Genomic DNA, 18,702 nt, shown 5'->3' with positions numbered 1-18,702 from the left:
TCCCCGGCCTCCGTCAACGGAGCCGGGGAACAACGCGTCGGCACGCGGCACCCGGCACTGGTACGGCACCAGGCGTCTACGTGGGTGACTGGCCGGAATTCTGCCGGCGGGTCACCTCCGCGGCGATCTCGACCCGTGAGGTCATCCCCAGCTTTCTGAGGATGCTCGATACATGGGTGCTGACGGTGCTTCGGGCAATGGACAGCCGAGCCGCGATCTCGGGATTGGAACACCCTTCGGCCACATGCTCCGCCACCAGCCGCTCCGTATGGGTGAGTGCTTGCCAGCCGTCGCGAACGCCGGTCCGGGCCCGGTGGGAGCCTCGGCGGACGGCGACCGCTCGCAGCCGGGACGTCGCCTGTGTCACGTCCCAGACCGCGCCCAGCTGTGTGTAGGTGTCCAGCGCCTGATCGAGCAGGAGACGGGCCTCGTCCGGTCGCCCTCGGCGGGCCAGTATTTCCGCCGCATCGGTACAGGTGTGTGCCGCATTGAGAGGCCGCGGAGCGGTGCGGTAGCAGCGGACCGCTTCCATGAGCAGGTCGGGGTCTTCGTTCAGCAGACCTTGGCAACGGTAGGCGTCACCGAGGTGGTAGAGGCCGCCGCTGTGCTCGGCCCGCTGCTGCGCGGCGGCGGCGTACCGTCGTGCGTTCTCGTGATGCTCCCGGGCCAGGGCCAGTCGGACCAGATCAGGTGTCAGGAACCCCAGGATCAGCCGGCCCGGCAGGTGGCCGACGCCCTTGTCGAATGCCTCGGCAAGCCGGAAGTAGGCGCGCTCGGCATCGCCCTGCGCCTCGTCCAGAAGCGCGCCCGCGCACAGCGGCAGATACTCATAGAAAGCGGCGACCGTGACGTTGTCGATCTCGGGCAGTGCGGCCTTGAGTTGTGCTTCGGCATCGGGGCGCCGGCCTCTGTGCACGGCGATCACTGCTGACACCGCCCGCAGTGCCCGGCTCATCGAGGCGGCCTGGCCTCCGTAATCGAGACCTGCTGCCACCTCCGCCAGCGCATCGTCCCAGCGCCCCGAGTGGAACGCGAGCAGCGCGCAGGAGAGGTGGTACCAGGGCAGGAAAACCCCTCCGGTGCGCTCCGCCGGTCTTCGTACGGCGGCGAGGGTCTGCCGGGCGTCGTGTTCGAGGTCGAGGTCGATGTAGCAGTTGCCCAGGGAGAGTTGCAGTCCCAGCCACTGGGCCGGGTGCATCGTGTCGGGTGTGAGGCGGGAGGCCTGCCGTGCCAGTTCGACCGCTTCTGCGTCCGGTGTTTCGAGGAAACGCTTGGCTGCCAGTACGTGCAGGACGCTGGCCAGGGCGGAGCCGTCACCGGCCTCGTCGGCACGGCACCGGGCACGTGAGGCGATCGCCCCGGCTTCGGTGAGGTCGCCCAGCGCGAAGAGACATACCGCGCTGAATGCCTGGAGCCGGACCCTCTCGATCGCCGGTAGGTCCGGGCTCCGGCATCCGGCCCGTGCCTCTGCCAGTGCCAGGTCGGGTCGGCCGCGGGCGAACGCTGCCTGGATGACGATCCAGCGCAGCAAGCATTCCAGACCGGGTTCCGGTGCCTTGGCCAGGGCGGAGCGAGCACTTTCCTCCGCTTCGGCGAGGTGACCGGCGGACAGCTGTGCCACGGCGTGGTGCAGCTGGAGGGTGCCGTACCCGGCATCCGTGGGGTCACCGAGTTCCAGCGCCGTGGTGATCAGCCGCAGCGCCATGGCCGGTGCCCGGGTGGTGAGCCGTGCCGCGGCCCCCTCCAGCCACGTGATCAGGAAATCCGGGCTTGGCGCCCCGTTGAGCAGGTGCTCGGCAACGCGTTCGGGCGCCGCCCCGGACTCGGCAAGACACTGTGCCGCTCGCGTGTGCAGCATGGCCCGCAGCGGTCCCGGCACGGCGTCGTGCAGCGCGTGCCGGACCAGTTCATGGCGGAAACCCAGGAATGGGCCGGAGTCCGTGAGTACTCCGGATGCCTGGGCCTCCGCCATGATGGTCAGCAGGTCACGTATCGGGATGTCCGCGACCGCCGCGAGTTCGGCCGTGGTGCAACTGGCGCCCAGTACGGAGATGATGCGCAGCATCTGCAGCACGTCATCACGCAGGTACCGAAGCCGGTGTGTCACCAGAGCGGTCAGCGGCGGCAGCGAAGAGCCGGCCGCGATGTCCGCCATGGAGTCTCCGGTCTCAATGGCGTGCTCGCGCCGCAACGCGGCGATCAACTCCGTGATGTACAGCGGGTTTCCGGCAGCTCCCTCGGCCATGCGCCGCAGTCGTGGGCCGGCCTCCCGGCCGCACAGCTCCGTCAGCAGGGCCGCCACGGTTTGTGCATCCAGGGGTGCCAGTTCCAGCAGCGTGTGGTTGCCGCTGATCCGCTTTCGTGACAGGCGGTCGACGTCCCCCGCTCCGGGCACGGGCCGGTGGGCGCCCACCACCAGCAGCGGCAGTTGGTGCACCGACCGCACCAGCTTGTGCAGCACTGCCACACTCGCCGAATCGGCCCACTGGAGGTCGTCGAGGAAGAGTGCCAGAGGGCCCTGCGCGCACAAGTCCTCGACCAGCCCGACCATCGCCTCGATCGTCGCGGCATACGCCCCCGTCGCCTCGCTCCTGGCGCCCGGCAGACCGTAGCGGGCATCGCCCCGCAGGACCTCGGCGGCCTGCGCCCGCCGGTCGTCCGAGGGGGACTCCTCGATCCCCAAGCAGCTCGAGATGAAGGCGAACGGGCATGGCTGGGCCAGGCTCTGGGCACGGCCGTACAGCACCCGTATGCCCATACGCCGTGCGTCCGCCGCGGCCTGCTCAAGCACCGCGGTCTTCCCGAGACCGACCTCACCCACGACGAATCCGGCCTGCCCTTCCCCGGCGAGCGTGGACTCCGCCAACCTGGACAGCTGCGCCAACTCAGCCGCACGACCCAGAAGACGACCTTCGAAAGATGTCATGCAACCCCCACACGCCATGCAATGTCAGGGATTTCATAGCACACGTCTTGGATATACCTAGTAAAGGACCACTCTCCGGACGGATCGTCCGTACGTCCACGGCACGCTCACCCCCACGCGAACGCCGGTCCTCAGGTAGCGGGCCGGGCGCCGCCGGCCATACCGAGAACCGCGACCACCACCGCGCCGGCGGGCCGTTCGCCGGCGGGCCGTTCGGATGACCAAGGACGGCCCTTCAGGTGATCCTTCGGACTCCTTACGAGGAGCCGGCCACCGCGAGGGGTACGGCGTTGCAGCAAATACGCCCCTGGAACCCCACGAGGAGATCGGCCATGTACGCAGCAGTCCGACGGTACGAAGGGGTGACCGATCCAGGCGAGGCAGCACGCCTTGTCAATGAAGGGTTCGTGCCGCTCATGCGGCAGATCCCCAGCTTCGTGGCCTACTACTGGATCGATGCCGGGAACGGAGTGATGGTCTCGACCAGCATCTTCCGCGACCAGGCCGGCGCCGAACAATCGGTCTCCAAGGCAGCGGATTTCGTGCGTGACAACCTCGCGACACTGCTTCCCAACCCACCCCAGATCACGAGCGGAGAGGTCGTGGCCTCCGCCTACTAGCCGACGGCTGGCACCACGAGCCTGGCGAAGGCCACTCAACGAAGTAGCCGACGCGAGCCCGCCCCGGCCGGGCCGTGGGGATCAGGTGCTGACCGCGCAGCCAGTCCAGCAGCCTGGCCACCGCCATGTATGACAGGGATCTGCGCAGAACCTTCTGGTACAGCCGGCCCCAGCCCGCCCGTACAGGACCAGATCACGAACCGGCGATGCACCGTCGAATTCGACGCCTCGAAGCAGGGTGGCAATGCCCCCGCTGACCAGGCAGGACAGCGGCCAGGCTGTCCGGGACATGCCTCGGACAGGTAAACCGTCCCCTCGTCTTGCCTGTCCTGACGAGGATGACGACTGCACACAACACTCCGATCGTGAGGGGACATCATGCGTACCCGGATATGGATCACCAGTGCCGCGACGGGAGCCACCCTGCTGATCGGCGGAGCTGCTGCCACAGCGCACGCAGCACCCTCGCCCTCGTCGAACGCACGAAAGCGAGCACGTCAGCCGCGGGCGGCATCTACGTCGGGACCTACCGCACCCTGTCGGCCTGCAAGGCGGACGGTCGAAACTCGGCCCAGCAGTGGACCTGCGTGCCCCGACCGGACGGCAAGTTCGACCTCTATGTCTACAACTGAGCAACTGATGTGACCCCCATGGTGCGTCGACCGGGCCGGTGGTGACGGTGCAACCGGTCATGCGGCAGTAGACCGCGGTGGCGTTGACGTCGTCCACCTCGACGCCGATGACCACGCCGAGGCCACGTGGCCCGGTCTTCGTCATGCGTTCCCTGGTCGCTGTCGGGAAACGGCAGGCCGACCAGGGCATCGACGAGTAACTGGAGCTCACCGCGACGCAGGATGGCCATGACCGTCGAGCCATCCGGTCCCGGTATCGCTCCGATCGGCTCGAACCCGAGCCCCTGGTAGAACCTGGCCGCCTCGGTCACGTCTGGGACACGAAGCCCAACACGGAAGCAAGCCTCATCGGACATTTCACTCTCCGTTCAGCATGCTGTTCACCACCGGCACGAGCACCAACACAGGGACCGAGGCCAGTAGGTGGGGACTGCTCGCGTCCGGGGTCGGCCCCAGTGGTGCCGGTGTTCGCTGCGGACCCCGAAGCGTTCGCGGCGCTGGTCGGCAAGGACTCGAAATGGCTCGACGCCGGGGCTGGCACCGGGGGCGGAAGAACGTCCTGGATGTCCCTTGTTTCCCCTGTCCGGTCCTCGAACACTGACCCGTAGGGGGAAGGGGGCTCCACACGATCAGTGCGCGGGTGGACGGCCGGGAGGTGGATCTGGGGCATCTGCGCCAGCGCCAGGTGCTCGCGGCTCTCCTCGTCGAGGCCAATCTCCCCGTCTCCGTGGAGCGGTTGATCGACCGACTGTGGGGCGAACGCCCGCCGCAGCGCGCCGCGACGACGCTCTACAGCTATGTGTCGCGGCTGCGTCGCGTCATCGAGCCGCTCGGCGCGTCGATCAGCCGCCATCCGCACGGCTATGTGTGCGAGGTGGACCCGCAAGCGGTGGACCTGCACCGTTTCCGCGACCTGGTCGCCCGTGCCCATTCCGCCGGGGACGATACCCACGCCGCACGGCTGCTCACCGAGGCGCTGCGGCTGTGGCCTGGCGAGGCGCCGGCCGAGCCGGACACCCCGTGGTTCAACGCGCTGCGCGGCACCCTCGAAGGCGAGCGCTTGGCCGCCGAGTTGGACCTCAATGACCTGCTGCTGTGCGAACGCCTGGCCGTAGGTATCCATCGCGTAGTGGTCCATGGTTCCCCTTCTGGGCGCGTTCAGGACAGCGGAACGAGCGGCCGGTCCTCCGCACACCGCACGGCCCGCCGGCCGGACACCGACCTGGTGTCGGCTCCGTCCGGCGGCGCACGGCCTCGTGGACGCATGGCGCCGTTGGCAGGGTGGGGCGGTAGGGCGTGGTACTGCCGGACTTCGGAATTCCAGGCGCCATGGGCCCCTTGTCGGCCAGTCATGTCGGAAACGGGCTTGAGTAACCGTAGAGCGGCCCTCTCTCGCGCCGCTCTTACAGGGCGCGAGAGTCTCCCGGACGCTATCCCAGGCAAGCCGTGGAACGACGTGCGGTACGTCACGTCCGTTTCGCTGGAGGGAAGTTAAGGCAGAATCTCGACGTACCCACCTGTTCCGTGCACGCGGATCCGTTGACCGTCCCGGATCAGCCGGGTGGCCTGCTCCACGCCCACGACGGCCGGCAAGCCGTACTCCCGGGCGATCACTGCGCCATGGGTCATCAGGCCGCCCACCTCCGTCACCAGGCCCGTGATTCCGACGAACAGCGGCGACCAGCTGGGATCCGTGAAGGCCGTGACCAGGATGTCGCCCGCCTCGAGATCGGCCTCCGCCATGTCGAGGATGACGCGGGCCCTTCCCTCGACGGTCCCGGCGGAAACCGGTAGGCCGATCAGGGCGCCGGCCGGCACGTCGTCGCGCCGGTACGCCCCGGTGAGCGCCTCACCCTCCGATGTGAGCACCCGGGGCGGGGTGAGCGCGTGGTACGACCGGAACGCGTCCTTGCGCTGCTGGATGAGCTGGTTCTCCACCTGGTGCGAGCGCACGACGTCGTGGAACTCCTGGAACGTGAGGTAGAAGACGTCCTCCTTCTCAGGGAGCAGGTTGGCCCGCACGAGGCGTTCGGCCTCCGCCATCAACGCCTGCTTGTAGACGAAGTAGCGGCTGACGATGCCGTACTTGGGGTACTCCCGGTACCCGATGAAGGTGCGGACCCGGTCGATCATCCGCTTGGTCTCGTCGGCCTTCCGGTCGCCGTCCGGCAGGGCCCGCAAGCGTGACAGCACGTCCTGTTCCTTCCGCTGAGCCTTCTGCCGTCCTTCCTCGAACCGCCGCTCGGCGGCGCCCGGTTCGAAGTTCCTGACGTTGTCGAGGATCACGGGAACGAGCGTGGTGGGGCACTCGCGCCAACGCGGCCTCGTGATGTCGATCTCGCCGACACAGCGCATGCCGTACCGGTCGAGGTAGGCCTCGATGGCGTCGCGCGCTTCGGCCCCGCCCGTGAGCTTCGCCAGCTCGTCCAGGAAGACTGCATCTTCGGCGTACTCGGCGTCCCCGACGCCCCGCAGGAACGCCACCACCTCCGGCCGCGGGCGGATCACGTCCGCGACGTCGAGCAGCGCCAGTCCCATCTCGGAGGTGACGTTGTCGGGGGCGGACAGCGTGAGCGTGTCAGCCGCGTTCTTCTCGCCCAGCCACTCATGCAGCTTGTCGTTGAGCCACCACGTGGCCTCCATGCCCGCCATGATCGCCTGAATGCTCAGCGGATCACTGAGGACCCGCTTGTGCTCCTCGAAGGCCTCCAGCAGGAAGTCGAACAGCGCCGGTCCGGTCTTCGTCCGGATGTCACGCTCCAGGGCGGCGATGGACGCCTGGCTGCGCTCGATCAGCTCGGTGACGAGGGCCGGATCGGTCTCGATCGGCGCGGACGCACCGCCGGCCGGCCGCCCGCCGGGACCCGCGTCCGGGAGCGACGGGACGAAATCGTCGCGGTCGAGGACGGTCTCCAGCGCGTCCCTGGTCAGCGGATCGCCCTTCCCCAGGACGCCCAGGAGGCCGGCACGACTCGCGGGCGAGGCCAGGCGCCGGGTGACGTCGACGAACAGCCTCCCGCCGGCCTCGTGCATCGGCACCATGGCCGTCAGCTGCCACATGGAAAGCCCCAAGGGCTTCATGGGGTCGGTCATCATCTGCCCATGACCGACGGAGACGTAGACGTGATTCTCCTGGTCACCGGCCTCGGGGATGGGGAACAGCGTCGTGATCGGCCGGCTTTGCACGATCTGGAAGCCCTCGTCGACCAGGCACCATTCGATGTCCTGCGGGCGGCCGAAGTGCGCTTCGATCCGACGCCCGAGCTGTACGAGCCGCACGACCTGCGCATCCGTCAGCGCCGGCTGCTCCTGCCGCTGCGCGTCGATCGCCACTTCCTGCGTACCGCCGGCCGGCAGGGCGTGAACGACACGCTGTTTGGCGGCGATCGTCCTGTCGACGACTTCGCTGTCCCGCACCTTGAAGACGTCCGGGTTCACCAGCCCGGAGACCAGGGCCTCGCCGAGGCCGAAGCCGGCGTCCACGGTGGCGACCTTCCGGTTGCCCGTGACGGGGTCGGCCGTGAACAGGATGCCGGCCGCCTGCGGGAAGACCATCTGCTGCACGACCACGGCCATGTGGACCGTACGGTGGTCGATGCCGTTCTGCTGGCGGTAGGTCACGGCCCGCTCGGTGAACAGCGAGGCCCAGCACCGGCTGACGTGCTGGAGAATCGCCGTCGGGCCCACGACGTTCAGATACGTGTCCTGCTGGCCGGCGAAGGAGGCCGTCGGCAGGTCCTCTGCCGTCGCGCTGGACCGGACGGCGTAGGCGACTTGCTCGCCGAACCGGGCGAGCGCGCTGGTGATCGCCGCCGCGAGATCGCCCGGAATGGCAACCCCTTCGATGGTCCGGCGAATCTGCGCACTGAGCGTGCGGATCGCCTCCCGGTCGTGCGGGTCCGTACGCGACAACTGGTCGAGCAGGTCGTCGATCGACGGCGCCTCCGCCATGATCCGCCGGAAGGCGTTCGTCGTCACGCAGAACCCACCCGGCACGCGGACGCCTTCGATCCCCGACAGCCCGCCCAGATGCGCGCCCTTGCCGCCAACGACCGCGACCTGCGTCGCGTCAATCTCTTGAAGATCCCACACGTACCGCTCAGTCATTTCGCCACCCCCGAGACAGCCGTGCTCCCGTGCGCTGCACCGACCGATCGAACCACCGGCCCCGCCAGCTCTGTTGAACCCTTTGCCGAGCACGTTCTCATCCCTGTTTGCCTTCCCTCTGACCCATCGGCCGGCAGCTCCGCCCAGTCGGGCGGCACGCACCACCGCACTTTCGCGCCGTGTACCCGCAACCGCACTGCCGGTCCCGCCACTGGTTCGACGTCACCGCGTCCCCCGTACGTCGACTACAACACCCGCACGTCGTGCCCCCCATTTCCGCAGGTTGTGTGGCCTCGGCCGACGATTCTGCGCTGCGCCTGGGGTCTTGCCGCAAGCCCCCCTGTGCGCTATACGTTGAGAGTGGCAAGGAGAGAGCTCTCCTTGCCTTTGCCATTGCCTTTGTCTTTGCCTTTGGTCGTCCGCTGGAACGGACACGTTCCTCGAAGCAATGCGCTCACCCCGGAGCGGGCAGGCAGCGGGCCCGTGACGGGCTTTGTCGTTCCGCCGGCTCGTGCACGCTCGCGCCGTCCACCACGCACCGTCGCTGCCGACACCCCGGCACTCCGACAGCGCTCTCCGGCGTCCGCCCGGGCATCGTCGTGGTGCATCCCGGTCGTCAACCGTTCCATGAGCATTCAACTGACTGCTCCTGGCCATCGTTGGGCCCTGCATCTACGGTCCTTGAGGCTCTCGAAGGAAGGGACTCATGGACACACTCCTCGCAGTCCGGGCTCGCGGGATCACCAAGTCGTTCGGGGATGTCGTCGCGCTCGACGGCGTCGACCTGGATGTGACGCCGGGTCAGATTCACGGCCTCGTCGGACCGAACGGCGCCGGCAAGACGACCTTGCTCGGCCTCCTGCTGGGCCTGGCCGTCGCCGACAGCGGCAGCCTCGACATTCTGGGGACACCGGTCGGGCGGACGCTCGACGCTCCCGACGGTGTCGCGGGCTTCGTGGACGGACCCGGTCTCTACCCCTCGCTCACCGCTCGGCAGAACCTCGCCGCGCTGGCCGCTCTCCGCGGTGACGACGCGCGGACGACGGCGATCGACGACGCGCTCGCGCAGGTCGGGCTCACCGATGTCGCCGACGAGCGGGCCCGCGGCTTCTCCCTCGGCATGCGACAACGGCTGGGGCTGGCCGCGGCGCTGCTCACCAAGCCCCGGCTGCTGGTGCTCGACGAGCCGTCCAACGGTCTGGACCCGGCCGGCAAGAAGCACGTACACGGTGTCCTGACCCGGCTCGCGACGGACGGCACCGGCGTCGTGCTCTCCAGCCACCGGATGGACGACGTCGAGGCCCTGTGCTCCGACGTCACCCTCCTCGCCACCGGGCGGGTCGTCTTCTCCGGGCCGCTGAGCAAGCTGGCCGACGAGGAGCAGGAACTCGACTACCGGATACGCACCTCCGATGCGCCCGCCGCCCGCCAACTGGCCGCCGAAACGCCGGGGATCCGCCTCGTGGACGACGCCGGGGTACGGCACGACGCGCAGGTGCTCCTCGTGCGCGCGCTGGTGCCTGCCCTCGACGAACTGATGGTGCGGCTGGTGCAGGCGGGCGTCGCGGTACGCGAGCTCTCCCCCCTGGTATCGCCCCTTGAGGCAGCGTTCCTCGCCCTCACCGAACCTGAGGAGGCCGGACGATGACCGCGGCCCTCACCCACGCCCAGGCCCGCGGTGCCGGCGCCCGCCGCGCCTCGGTGGCGCGTTGCTATCGCTTCGAGCTGGTCAAGCTGGTCTCGCAGTGGCGGATCCGCCTGCTGGTTCTTGCCTGCTGGATCGTGCCGGCGCTCTTCGTCGCCGGGGTGAGCCAACAGAGCACGCTCCCCGTCGACACCCTTTTCGGCCGCTGGATGCACGCCACGGGATGGGCCGGACCGCTGGTGGTGCTCGGTTTCGCGGGCACCTGGGCGCTGCCGCTGCTGACCTCGGTGGTCGCCGGCGACGTGTTCGCCGCCGAGGACCGGCTCGGCACCTGGCGCCACCTGCTCGTGGCGGTCCGGTCGCCCCGGCGGATCTTCGCCGGGAAGGCGTTCGCCAGCCTCACCGTCCTCCTGCTGCTCGTGGCCGGGCTGGCCTGTTCCAGCGCGGCCGGTGGGGTGGTGGCGGTCGGCAACCAGCCGCTGGTCGGCCTCGACGGCCACCTGCTGACGCCGGCGGACGCCGCCGTCAAGGTCCTGCTCGCCTGGGTCTGCGTCCTCGCTCCGACCCTCGCCCTGGCCGGGATCGGACTGCTCGGGTCCGTCGCGCTGGGGCGCTCCCCGATGGGGCTGCTGCTGCCCGTGCTCGTCGCCCTCGCGATGCAGCTCGCCCAGATGATGCCGCTGCCCGTCGCCGTGCGCCTCGCGCTGCCCAGCTACGCCTTCATCGCTTGGAACGGCCTGTTCACCGGCCCGGCCCAGCTCGCGCCGCTCCTGATCGGCACCGGTGTCAGCCTGGCGTGGGCCGTGCTGGCGACAGCGCTGGCCTACCTGCTGTTCCTGCGGCGCGACTTCACCAACCTGAGCGATGACGGTTCGGGGCGCCGCGCGGTCACGGCCGGAGTGCTGCCGCTGATCGGGCTGGTCGCCGTGACGGTGGCGGTCCTCACCACGTCGATCACGGCCACGGCCACGGCGACCGGCTCCGGGATCGGGCAGGAGAAGGTGCAAAGCTCGGTCGCCACGGCATTCGCCCACCTGTACCGCATGCAGACCGAGCAGCTCCACCGGCCCGCCGTCACCGAGGACCGGCTGAGAGCCACGGCGACGTGCAACAAGGGCGGTCTCCAGGTCGCCGCGCAGGGGCCGGGCAACGACTGGCGCTGTGTCGTCTCCTGGCACCTCCCCGGCGTCCAGGCCGCGGGGCAGGCCATCTATCAGCTCGATGTGACCCCGGACGGACGGTTCATGGCCGATGGCGATGGGCCGAAGGAAGTCAACGGCTACTTCCTGGTGCGGACCCCGGAGGGGGACACACCGAACCCGCTGTGGCAGTTCGACGGCAATGTCGAACTTCTCTCCACCCCGAAGGGATGACTCCATGCAGGTCATACGCCGTCGTCGGCATGACGAGAAGGACCGTTCCGGCTTTTTCGACAGACGCTTCAGCCGCCGCAGCGCCCTGGCAACGGCCACCGCGGTCGTCCTCGCCGCCACGGCCGGCATCGGTTACGCCCAGACGCACCAGTTCGGCACCGACCAGGTCGGCCAGCAGACCGCTGACGGCCAGGTCGTCTCCAGCGACCAGTACATCGCCCCGTACGGCGACCGCCTCGTCATCGACAACGGCAAGATCATGTCGTCCTCGGTCAGCCCGGACGGCACGCACGTCGCGGCCTCGCTGACCGACGGCGGAGCGGCGCTGGCCATCGTCGACCGCAAGAACTGGAAGGTGCAGCAGCTCGTCAGCGCCTCCGCAACGTCGAACCCGCGCATCAGCAGCAACTCCGTGGGCCAGGAAGGCCCCACGTACTCGCCCGACGGCAAGCAGCTGTGGCTGGGCCAGACCGACGGCTACACCAGGTTCACCGTGAACCCGGACGGCAGCGTCAGCAACCCGGCGTTCCTCAAGATCCCGGCGGACGGCGCCAAGCACGCGCTGGTGGGGGAGCCGGTGTTCTCGTCCGACGGCTCCACCGTGTACGCCGCGGTCAACGGCCAGAACAAGGTGGTCGCCCTCGACGCGGCGACCGGGGCCGTCAAGCACAGCTGGGACGTGGGGAACGCCCCGCGCGACATGGTCAAGGTCGGCGACAAGCTCTACGTCAGCAACGAGGGCGGCCGTGCGGCCAAGCCCGGCGACACCACGATCAACTCCTACAACACCCAGGTGCCTGCCAACCCGAAGACCGGTGCCACCACCACCGGCACGGTCAGCGTCATCGACCTGGCGAATCCGGATGCCACCGTCAAGAGCATCGACGTCGGTCTGCACCCGACCGCCCTGTACGCCAAGGGCGGGGCACTGTTCGTCACCAACACCGCCACCAACGACGTGTCGGTCATCAGCACCGCCCGTGACAAGGTCGTGCAGACCATCGCCACCCGCCCGTGGCCGGAGGCGTCGGTGGGTTACGAGCCCAACGCGGTGACGCTCACCGACGACGGTCATCTGCTGGTGACGCTCGGCCGCGCCAACGCGGTCGCCGTGTACCGGTACAAGAGCCCGCAGGAGCCGGTCAGCTACGTCGGCCTGCTCCCCACGGACTACTTCCCCTCGGAGATCGCCACCGTCGGCAACCAGGTGCTGGTCTCCAACACCCGCGGTGTCGACGCCCGCCGCTCCAATCCCAGCGGCGCGCACGGCACCCATGACACCACCTCCAGCCTGCAGCGCTTCACGCTGCCCGACGACAGCGTCATCAGGTCCCAGACGACCAAGGTCTTCAAGCAGAACGGCTGGCTGGGCCACTCCGTCACGAAGGGCGACGGCAACAGCAACACGAAGCCGACAGCGGTCCCGCAGCGGCTCGGTGACCGCTCGACGATCAAGCACGTCTTCCTGATCGTCAAGGAGAACCGGACCTACGACCAGGTCTTCGGCGACCTCCCGCAGGGCAACGGCGACGCGAAGCTTGCGCAGTTCGGCGAGAACGTGACACCGAACCAGCATGCGATGGCCAGGCAGTTCGGGCTGTACGACAACACCTACGACATCGGCACGAACTCCGCCGAGGGCCACAACTGGCTGATGCAGAGCGACAATCCGGAGTACACCGAGTCCTCGGCCGGTGAGTACCAGCGCAGCTACGACACCGAGAACGACGCCCTCGGCCACCAGAGGTCCGGTTTTCTGTGGAGCGGTGCGCAGGCGGCGGGCAAGTCCGTCAAGGACTTCGGTGAGTTCCAGTCGGTGGAGAGCAAGCCGTCCGGTGCGTCCTGGCAGAACCTGTACTGCGACGCCAAGACCATGGACGCGACCGGGCAGCCCACGGCCTACCCCATCAATGTCGGGTCGGCGATCCCCTCGCTCAACGACGTGTCGGTGCCCGGCTTCCCGATGTTCGACCTCGACGTCCCGGACGTCTACAAGTACCAGATCTGGAAGCAGGACTTCGAGAAGAACGGGCCGGCGAACCTGAACATGTTCTGGTTCTCCAACGACCACACCGGTGGGCCCGCCAGCCCGTCCGCCCAGGTCGCGGACAACGACCTCGCGGTCGGCAAGATGGTCGACAAGATCTCGCACAGCAAGTACTGGAAAAGCTCGGCCATCTTCGTCGTCGAGGACGACTCCCAGGCCGGCCTCGACCACGTCGACGGGCACCGGGCCCCGATCCAGATCATCAGCCCCTGGGCACAGCACGGCAAGACCGACAGCCACTACTACACCCAAATCACGGTGATCCGGACCATCGAGCAGATCCTCGGGATCCACCCGATGAACCAGAAGGACAGCGCGGCCAGTCCCATGAGCCGCGCCTTCACCCGCCTCCCGGACACCACCCCGTTCAAGGCGCTGCCCAACCGCGTCGCACTCACCGATGGCCTGAAGACCCAGCCGCCCTGCGGCCCGGACACCCCGGCACCGCAGAGCCCCGACGCAGCGGCCGTCGCGCCCGCGAAGGTACCCGCGGACAAGCAGGACCTGGCGGCGACCTGGGACAAGTGGAAGTCCAAGCAGCGGCTGACCGGCCCGCACGCCGTCCCCGACTACGCCAACCCCGCCCAGATGAACCACCTCACCTGGTACGAGACGCACAACTGGAACAAGCCGTACCCGGGCGAGAAGAAGATCTTCGCGCCGCAGGACGTGCCGGGCGCGTACCTTCCCTCCTCGGAGAACGACGGCTGATGTCTGCTGGAGGCTGAGGGGCGACTGGCTTTGAGCGCGGCCCGGACCTTGGCGGTCCGGGCCGCAATCAGTGCGGGGAACCGGCCCCGCCGGCCCCGTCCGTGGCCTTGACGAGGCTCTTCGGGCCTGCCGGTGCCTCGACCGCGGAGGGTGTCTTGGCAGCGCCTGGGATCCCGTACCAGGAGAGGACGTCTCGCTGTCAGTGCCGTCGAGTAGCTTCTGTCCGTTCGGCCCGACAGGCGGGCCGCCGAACTGGAGGACTCGTCGCCGTGAGCATCCACCTGCACCTGCGCGCCGTCGCGGAAGCCGAGATCCGGGACGACCACACCTGGCTTGCGGCGTTCATGTGGAAGGCATGGGAGAACCACCCCGACGAGTACGCAGCGGGCATCGCCGACTCGATCGACAAGGTCTGGAGCTCAGTAAATGACCTCTACGCCGCAGCCGAAGTCCTCGATGCAGATGCCGACGAGCCCTGGACGCTGCCGATCTACGGCGGCCGCCCCGTGGCACACAGCATGGACGCCGACCTCTCCAACCCACCCCTGATGATTCTGGAGCCGCCTGGGGTGTCACAGGCCGCAGACTTCCTCGCGAGGGTCTCTTTCGACGAGCTGTGGAACATCGCCAGGGCCAAGCTCGCCGGCTGGGGCCGGGACGAGGCAGAGGCCAGGCAGGAGTTCCTCGACCATCACAGGGACCTCCAAGGGTTCTACGCGCGGGCGGCTGCAGCAGACCATGGCGTGGTCAAAGCGGTGTGGGCCTGAGACATCGTCAGGTGCCGGCCACAGCCATTCGTTGAGGGGCCTGACAGGCCTCTTTCGGCTATTCGCAGAGCAGCCCCTTCACGAGCGCCGTCGAGCGGCTGGCCTCATCGGGGCCTGTCTCTCTTCGGGCCCCCGCGCCCGACCCCGTGTACCCATGCGGAGGGGAGGGGAGAGGAGAGGAGGGACCAGCGCAGGTGGGCGGTGCAGCACGGTCATTGGGGAGAGGGGACCCGATGCGGTTGAGGCTTTCTACAGACGCAGTTGCGATGTGGCATGTCAGCGGATGAGGCCGAGCGACTGCTGCGCACCGCCCTCGGCGACCGGCCGGAGGAGCAAGGCGGGTGGTGACAGGGCTTCCGGATCCTGACCGCTCCCGAGTGGTGCTGGTGGGTGCGAGCAGCTACGCGCATCTGGCTGCACTGCCGGCCGTCACCGCCAACGTGGCCGCGATGCAGGAGGTGTTCGCTTCTGAGGCCGTATGGGGTCTCCCCGCCGCCCACTGCACCGTTCTGCATGACCCGCACGGGCCCCGTGAGGTATCTCAGGCGATCAAGGACGCTGCCCGCGAGGCGACCGACGCGCTGATCTTCTACTACGCCGGTCATGGGCTGATCGACCCCGCAACCGGTGAGCTGTATCTGGCCCTGCACGACAGCCATGCGCAGGAGGTCTACGACTCGGCCGTGCCCTACCAATGGATCAGACGCCCCTTCGAGGCGAGCCGGGCAGCGCGACGTGTCGTGGTTCTGGACTGCTGCTACAGCGGGCGCATGCTCGGCGCCATGTCGGAAGGGCTTGGCCTCGCCGAGATCGACGGGACGTATCTGCTGGCCGCGGCAGCGGAGAACGCGCTCGCCTTGGCACCACCAGGCGAGTTCTACACGGCTTTTACCGGCGAGCTCGTGACTTTGCTGCACCACGGTGTGCCAGGAGCCGGTGAGTCGCTGACCCTCAACGAGATCTACGAGAAGGTGCGCTCGTCACTGTGCGCGGCCGAACGACCGGAGCCGCAGTGCCGGGACCGCAATGCCCTGGGCACCGTGCCTTTCGTACTGAATTCCGCCTACCAGCCGCGAACAACTGCTGCCACGGAGCCCCCCGAAGCGACCATGCGACGGTTCGTGGCCGATATGGCTCATGAGCTGCGCACACCGCTGACCGCCCTCTCGGCCGTGTCCGAGGTGCTGGAGGAAAAAGCCGGCCGGCTCGATCCCACGCTCCAGCCAGCGGTACAACTGGTTGTCGGTGAGACCCGGCGGTTGAACGACTTGGTTGACAAGATGATGGACCTGGCGAGACTCGACTCCGGCACCGTGCGGCTGGCCACCAGGGAAGTGGACGTCGCCCAGGAGGTGGAGGCCTGCCTGGAAGCCCGCAACTGGACTGGCTTGGTCACGCTGGACATGCCGCGCCCCATGCCTGCCGAGCTCGACCCATGGCGTCTGGGCATCATCCTCGCCAGCGTGATCGACAACGCGTTACGGCACGGCGGCGCACCCGTGGTGGTGACTGGCACACCAAGGCCCCGAGAGCTCTTCATCGAAGTGGCGGACAGTGGCGGTGGCATCCCGGAGGAGGCACTTCCCTATGTCTTCGACCGCTTCTTCAAGGCGGGGAGTCGCCGCCCACGGTCCGAGGGAAGCGGACTGGGGCTGTCCATCGCCCAAGCCACCGCACGTTTGATGGGCGGCGATATCCGGGCCGCCAACCGCGCCGAGGGGGGAGCTGAGTTCACCGTGCGCCTGCCGCGCCGCGCCAAGGGAAACAACTCTTGTCCGTGACCTCCGGGCGCTCGATGTTTCCTGAGACATCTGGAACGCGGAGAAGAGTGAGAAGGCTTCCATCCCTGTCATCTCGGACATCAGCAAAGTGTGGCGGCGCCACTACTGACCGGGGTGGCTGCCGTCGTCGCCATGCCGCCGCGCCCGGGTCCTCGCCCACGCCGACGCCTGGGGCGAACGTCATTGCCTCTGGTCCACCGCTGTTCTTGCCGCGGCCACGAATGCGGCTTTCGCCGGATGTGTACCGCCGCCCGCGCGAAAGGCGACCCTCGACCGACGGAACAACGGCAACTTGGTCAACACCACGCCCGCGGGGGGATGTGCAGTGGCCATTTCCGGGACAAGTCCGGCACCTTGCCCGATTGCGGCCAAGGACAGTGCTGTGCGGAAATCGTTGACCTGGTGGTGGATTCTCGGCTGGAATCCGGCCGCCTGGCAGGCGCGTACCGCCATGGCGTGACCGGTGGTGCCGTCTCGTGCCGTGATCCATGGGGCCTCGGCGCAGGGGCCGAGCAGCTCTGCCAGCGTATTGCCGCGGCCGGCGCTCTGGATTGCGGTGTTGGTGGCGAGGTACATGGGTTCCTCCAGCAGGGGCACCTCGTCCACGGTGGTGTCTGGTGACGCGGGTACGAAGTCGTAGTCGTGGACCAGGGCCACGTCGAGTTCGCCGGCTCGCAAGCCGTCGGAGACACGCGCCGAGTCGATCTCTTGCACCATCGGTTCCAGCGCGGGATGCCGTCGGGCCAGCTCGGCCAGCGCGGCGGGAACGATGGTGTGGCCACCGGAGGGGAAGGTCCCGATGCGCAGCGACCCGCCGATGCCCTCCCGCGCGTTGGCGAGTTCGGCGACCGCCAGTTCCAGGCGTTCCAGCACGGCATCGGCGTGTGCGACGAGGGAGCGGCCGGCGGGCGTGAGGACCACACGCCTGCCGCTGCGTTCCAGCAAGGCCACGCCTGCCTCGCGTTCCAACACGCTCAGCTGCTGGGAGACGGCCGATGCGGTGAAGGTCAGCGCCTCGGCCACGGCGGCGATCGTGCCCCGCCGGTCCAACTCGCGAAGCAGGTAGAGACGACGAACATCGAGCATAAGTTCAGCTTAGGTATTACGGCAGAAATCGGCAATGGACCTACAGGATCGGCATGAGCAAGGGTGGGACCATGAAGACCGACCCGAAATTCACCGGCCTGTACGTCCCCCTGGTGACTCCGTTCACCGACGATCTGCGCTTGGCGCCCGACGCGCTGGCCCGACTCGCCGACGAGGCGCTGTCCGCGGGTGCCTCCGGGCTCGTCGCCCTCGGCACCACCGCGGAAGCAGCCACATTGACCGCGGAGGAGAAGCAGACCGTGGTGCAAGTCTGCTCAGCCGCCTGCCGGGAACACGGCGCCCCGCTGATCGTCGGGGTCGGCACCAATGACACCGCCACCGCCATCGAGTCGCTGCGCGCGCTGGCGACCAGAGGCGATGTAGCCGCGGCACTGGTTCCCACGCCGCCCTACATCCGCCCCGGTGAAGCGGGGACACGGGCGCATTTCACCGCGTTGGCCGAACACGGCGGCATACCGCTGATCGTGTACGACATCCCCTACCGCACCGGGCAGACTCTCAGCGCCGACACGCTTGCGGCACTTGGCCGCCTACCAGAGGTCGCCGGGGTCAAGCACGCGACCGGCGCGATCGATGCGACCACGGTCGAGTTGCTCGGTTGCGCGCCGCAAGGCTTCGCCGTGCTCGGCGGCGACGACGTCGTCATATCACCCCTCGTCGCGGCGGGCGCGCACGGTGGAATTCTCGCCTCGGCCAATCTCCGTACTGCCGACTACGCCGAACTGATCTCGTTGTGGCGCCGCGGCTCCGGCGCACCCGCCCGCAGGCTGGGCGCCGAGTTGGCCCGGTTGTCCGCTGCGCTCTTCGCCGAGCCGAACCCGACAGTCATCAAGGGAGTGCTGCACGCCCAGGGACGCATTCCCAGCCCGGCCGTCCGGATGCCCCTGCTGGCCGCCTCCACCAGCTCGGTCCGCCGAGCGGCCCTCCTGGCCGGCAGCCGCACTCCCGCAGGGGCAGCTCACTGAACAAGATTTTCGCGGACGTCC

General features: G+C 68.5%; 12 protein-coding genes. 9 read left to right on the top strand and 3 right to left on the bottom strand.

Annotation, left to right across the window (positions count from 1 at the left end):
• Nucleotides 1–76: 76 nt before the first annotated feature.
• The gene (locus IG62_RS0102365) at nucleotides 77–2,926 is read right to left on the bottom strand and encodes a helix-turn-helix transcriptional regulator (protein ID WP_267887848.1); all 2,850 of its coding nucleotides are present in this window, start codon (nucleotides 2,924–2,926) and stop codon (nucleotides 77–79) included.
• Nucleotides 2,927–3,258: 332 nt separating this feature from the next.
• Between IG62_RS0102365 and IG62_RS0102360 the strand changes: the two genes are divergently transcribed.
• The 3 genes from IG62_RS0102360 (at nucleotide 3,259) to IG62_RS44105 (ending at nucleotide 5,673) form a co-directional block, all read left to right on the top strand.
• Nucleotides 3,259–3,546, top strand: a complete 288-nt coding sequence (locus IG62_RS0102360; RefSeq protein ID WP_030796918.1) for a hypothetical protein — start codon at nucleotides 3,259–3,261, stop codon at nucleotides 3,544–3,546.
• A 365-nt stretch (nucleotides 3,547–3,911) separates the two neighbouring features.
• On the top strand, nucleotides 3,912–4,178 hold the full coding sequence (locus IG62_RS46970; protein ID WP_158794946.1) for a hypothetical protein: 267 nt from the start codon (nucleotides 3,912–3,914) through the stop codon (nucleotides 4,176–4,178).
• A gap of 640 nt (nucleotides 4,179–4,818) precedes the next feature.
• Nucleotides 4,819–5,673, top strand: a complete 855-nt coding sequence (locus IG62_RS44105; protein ID WP_234326202.1) for an AfsR/SARP family transcriptional regulator — start codon at nucleotides 4,819–4,821, stop codon at nucleotides 5,671–5,673.
• On the opposite strand, the gene rph is transcribed toward IG62_RS44105, so the two are convergent.
• Nucleotides 5,670–8,285 carry a rifamycin-inactivating phosphotransferase gene (gene rph, locus IG62_RS0102345; RefSeq protein ID WP_030796904.1) on the bottom strand — a complete coding sequence of 872 codons (2,616 nt, stop codon included), beginning with the start codon at nucleotides 8,283–8,285 and terminating at the stop codon, nucleotides 5,670–5,672. The genes IG62_RS44105 and rph overlap by 4 nt on opposite strands.
• Before the next feature lie 706 nt (nucleotides 8,286–8,991).
• On the opposite strand from rph, the gene IG62_RS0102340 reads away from it, so the two are divergent.
• The 5 genes from IG62_RS0102340 to IG62_RS43005 all read left to right on the top strand — a co-directional run bounded on the left by IG62_RS0102340 (nucleotide 8,992) and on the right by IG62_RS43005 (nucleotide 16,609).
• Nucleotides 8,992–9,933 carry an ABC transporter ATP-binding protein gene (locus tag IG62_RS0102340; protein WP_030796903.1) on the top strand — a complete coding sequence of 314 codons (942 nt, stop codon included), beginning with the start codon at nucleotides 8,992–8,994 and terminating at the stop codon, nucleotides 9,931–9,933.
• Nucleotides 9,930–11,303 (top strand): ABC transporter permease, encoded by a 1,374-nt coding sequence (locus tag IG62_RS0102335; RefSeq protein ID WP_030796902.1) that lies wholly within the window; start codon nucleotides 9,930–9,932, stop codon nucleotides 11,301–11,303. The genes IG62_RS0102340 and IG62_RS0102335 overlap by 4 nt, the downstream gene beginning before the upstream one ends.
• A gap of 4 nt (nucleotides 11,304–11,307) precedes the next feature.
• Complete coding sequence (locus IG62_RS0102330) at nucleotides 11,308–14,061, top strand: bifunctional YncE family protein/alkaline phosphatase family protein (RefSeq protein WP_030796898.1); 2,754 nt, start codon at nucleotides 11,308–11,310, stop codon at nucleotides 14,059–14,061.
• Between the two features lie 269 nt (nucleotides 14,062–14,330).
• On the top strand, nucleotides 14,331–14,828 hold the full coding sequence (locus tag IG62_RS0102325) for a DUF1877 family protein (RefSeq protein ID WP_030796893.1): 498 nt from the start codon (nucleotides 14,331–14,333) through the stop codon (nucleotides 14,826–14,828).
• Nucleotides 14,829–15,169: 341 nt separating this feature from the next.
• Nucleotides 15,170–16,609: a caspase, EACC1-associated type gene (locus IG62_RS43005; RefSeq protein ID WP_078871763.1), complete on the top strand. Its 1,440-nt coding sequence runs from the start codon at nucleotides 15,170–15,172 to the stop codon at nucleotides 16,607–16,609.
• Nucleotides 16,610–16,789: 180 nt separating this feature from the next.
• On the opposite strand, the gene IG62_RS0102315 is transcribed toward IG62_RS43005, so the two are convergent.
• Complete coding sequence (locus IG62_RS0102315; RefSeq protein WP_030796890.1) at nucleotides 16,790–17,695, bottom strand: LysR family transcriptional regulator; 906 nt, start codon at nucleotides 17,693–17,695, stop codon at nucleotides 16,790–16,792.
• Between the two features lie 53 nt (nucleotides 17,696–17,748).
• On the opposite strand from IG62_RS0102315, the gene dapA reads away from it, so the two are divergent.
• The gene (dapA, locus tag IG62_RS0102310; protein WP_234326200.1) at nucleotides 17,749–18,681 is read left to right on the top strand and encodes a 4-hydroxy-tetrahydrodipicolinate synthase; all 933 of its coding nucleotides are present in this window, start codon (nucleotides 17,749–17,751) and stop codon (nucleotides 18,679–18,681) included.
• The last annotated feature ends 21 nt before the right edge of the window (nucleotides 18,682–18,702 follow it).

It is taken from the genome of Streptomyces sp. NRRL S-337, assembly GCF_000720175.1.
Classification (GTDB): domain Bacteria; phylum Actinomycetota; class Actinomycetes; order Streptomycetales; family Streptomycetaceae; genus Streptomyces; species Streptomyces siderophoricus.
The sequence above is the reverse complement of the archived record's forward strand: the minus strand, read 5'-3'. Positions and strand labels throughout refer to the sequence as shown.

Coding starts and splice junctions, on each gene's coding strand:
- rph (WP_030796904.1), bottom strand. CDS start 8,285: ATGACTGAGCGGTACGTGTGGGATCTTCAAGAGATTGACGCGACGCAG.
- IG62_RS0102365 (WP_267887848.1), bottom strand. CDS start 2,926: ATGACATCTTTCGAAGGTCGTCTTCTGGGTCGTGCGGCTGAGTTGGCG.
- IG62_RS0102340 (WP_030796903.1), top strand. CDS start 8,992: ATGGACACACTCCTCGCAGTCCGGGCTCGCGGGATCACCAAGTCGTTC.
- IG62_RS0102330 (WP_030796898.1), top strand. CDS start 11,308: ATGCAGGTCATACGCCGTCGTCGGCATGACGAGAAGGACCGTTCCGGC.
- dapA (WP_234326200.1), top strand. CDS start 17,749: ATGAGCAAGGGTGGGACCATGAAGACCGACCCGAAATTCACCGGCCTG.
- IG62_RS0102335 (WP_030796902.1), top strand. CDS start 9,930: ATGACCGCGGCCCTCACCCACGCCCAGGCCCGCGGTGCCGGCGCCCGC.
- IG62_RS0102315 (WP_030796890.1), bottom strand. CDS start 17,695: ATGCTCGATGTTCGTCGTCTCTACCTGCTTCGCGAGTTGGACCGGCGG.
- IG62_RS0102360 (WP_030796918.1), top strand. CDS start 3,259: ATGTACGCAGCAGTCCGACGGTACGAAGGGGTGACCGATCCAGGCGAG.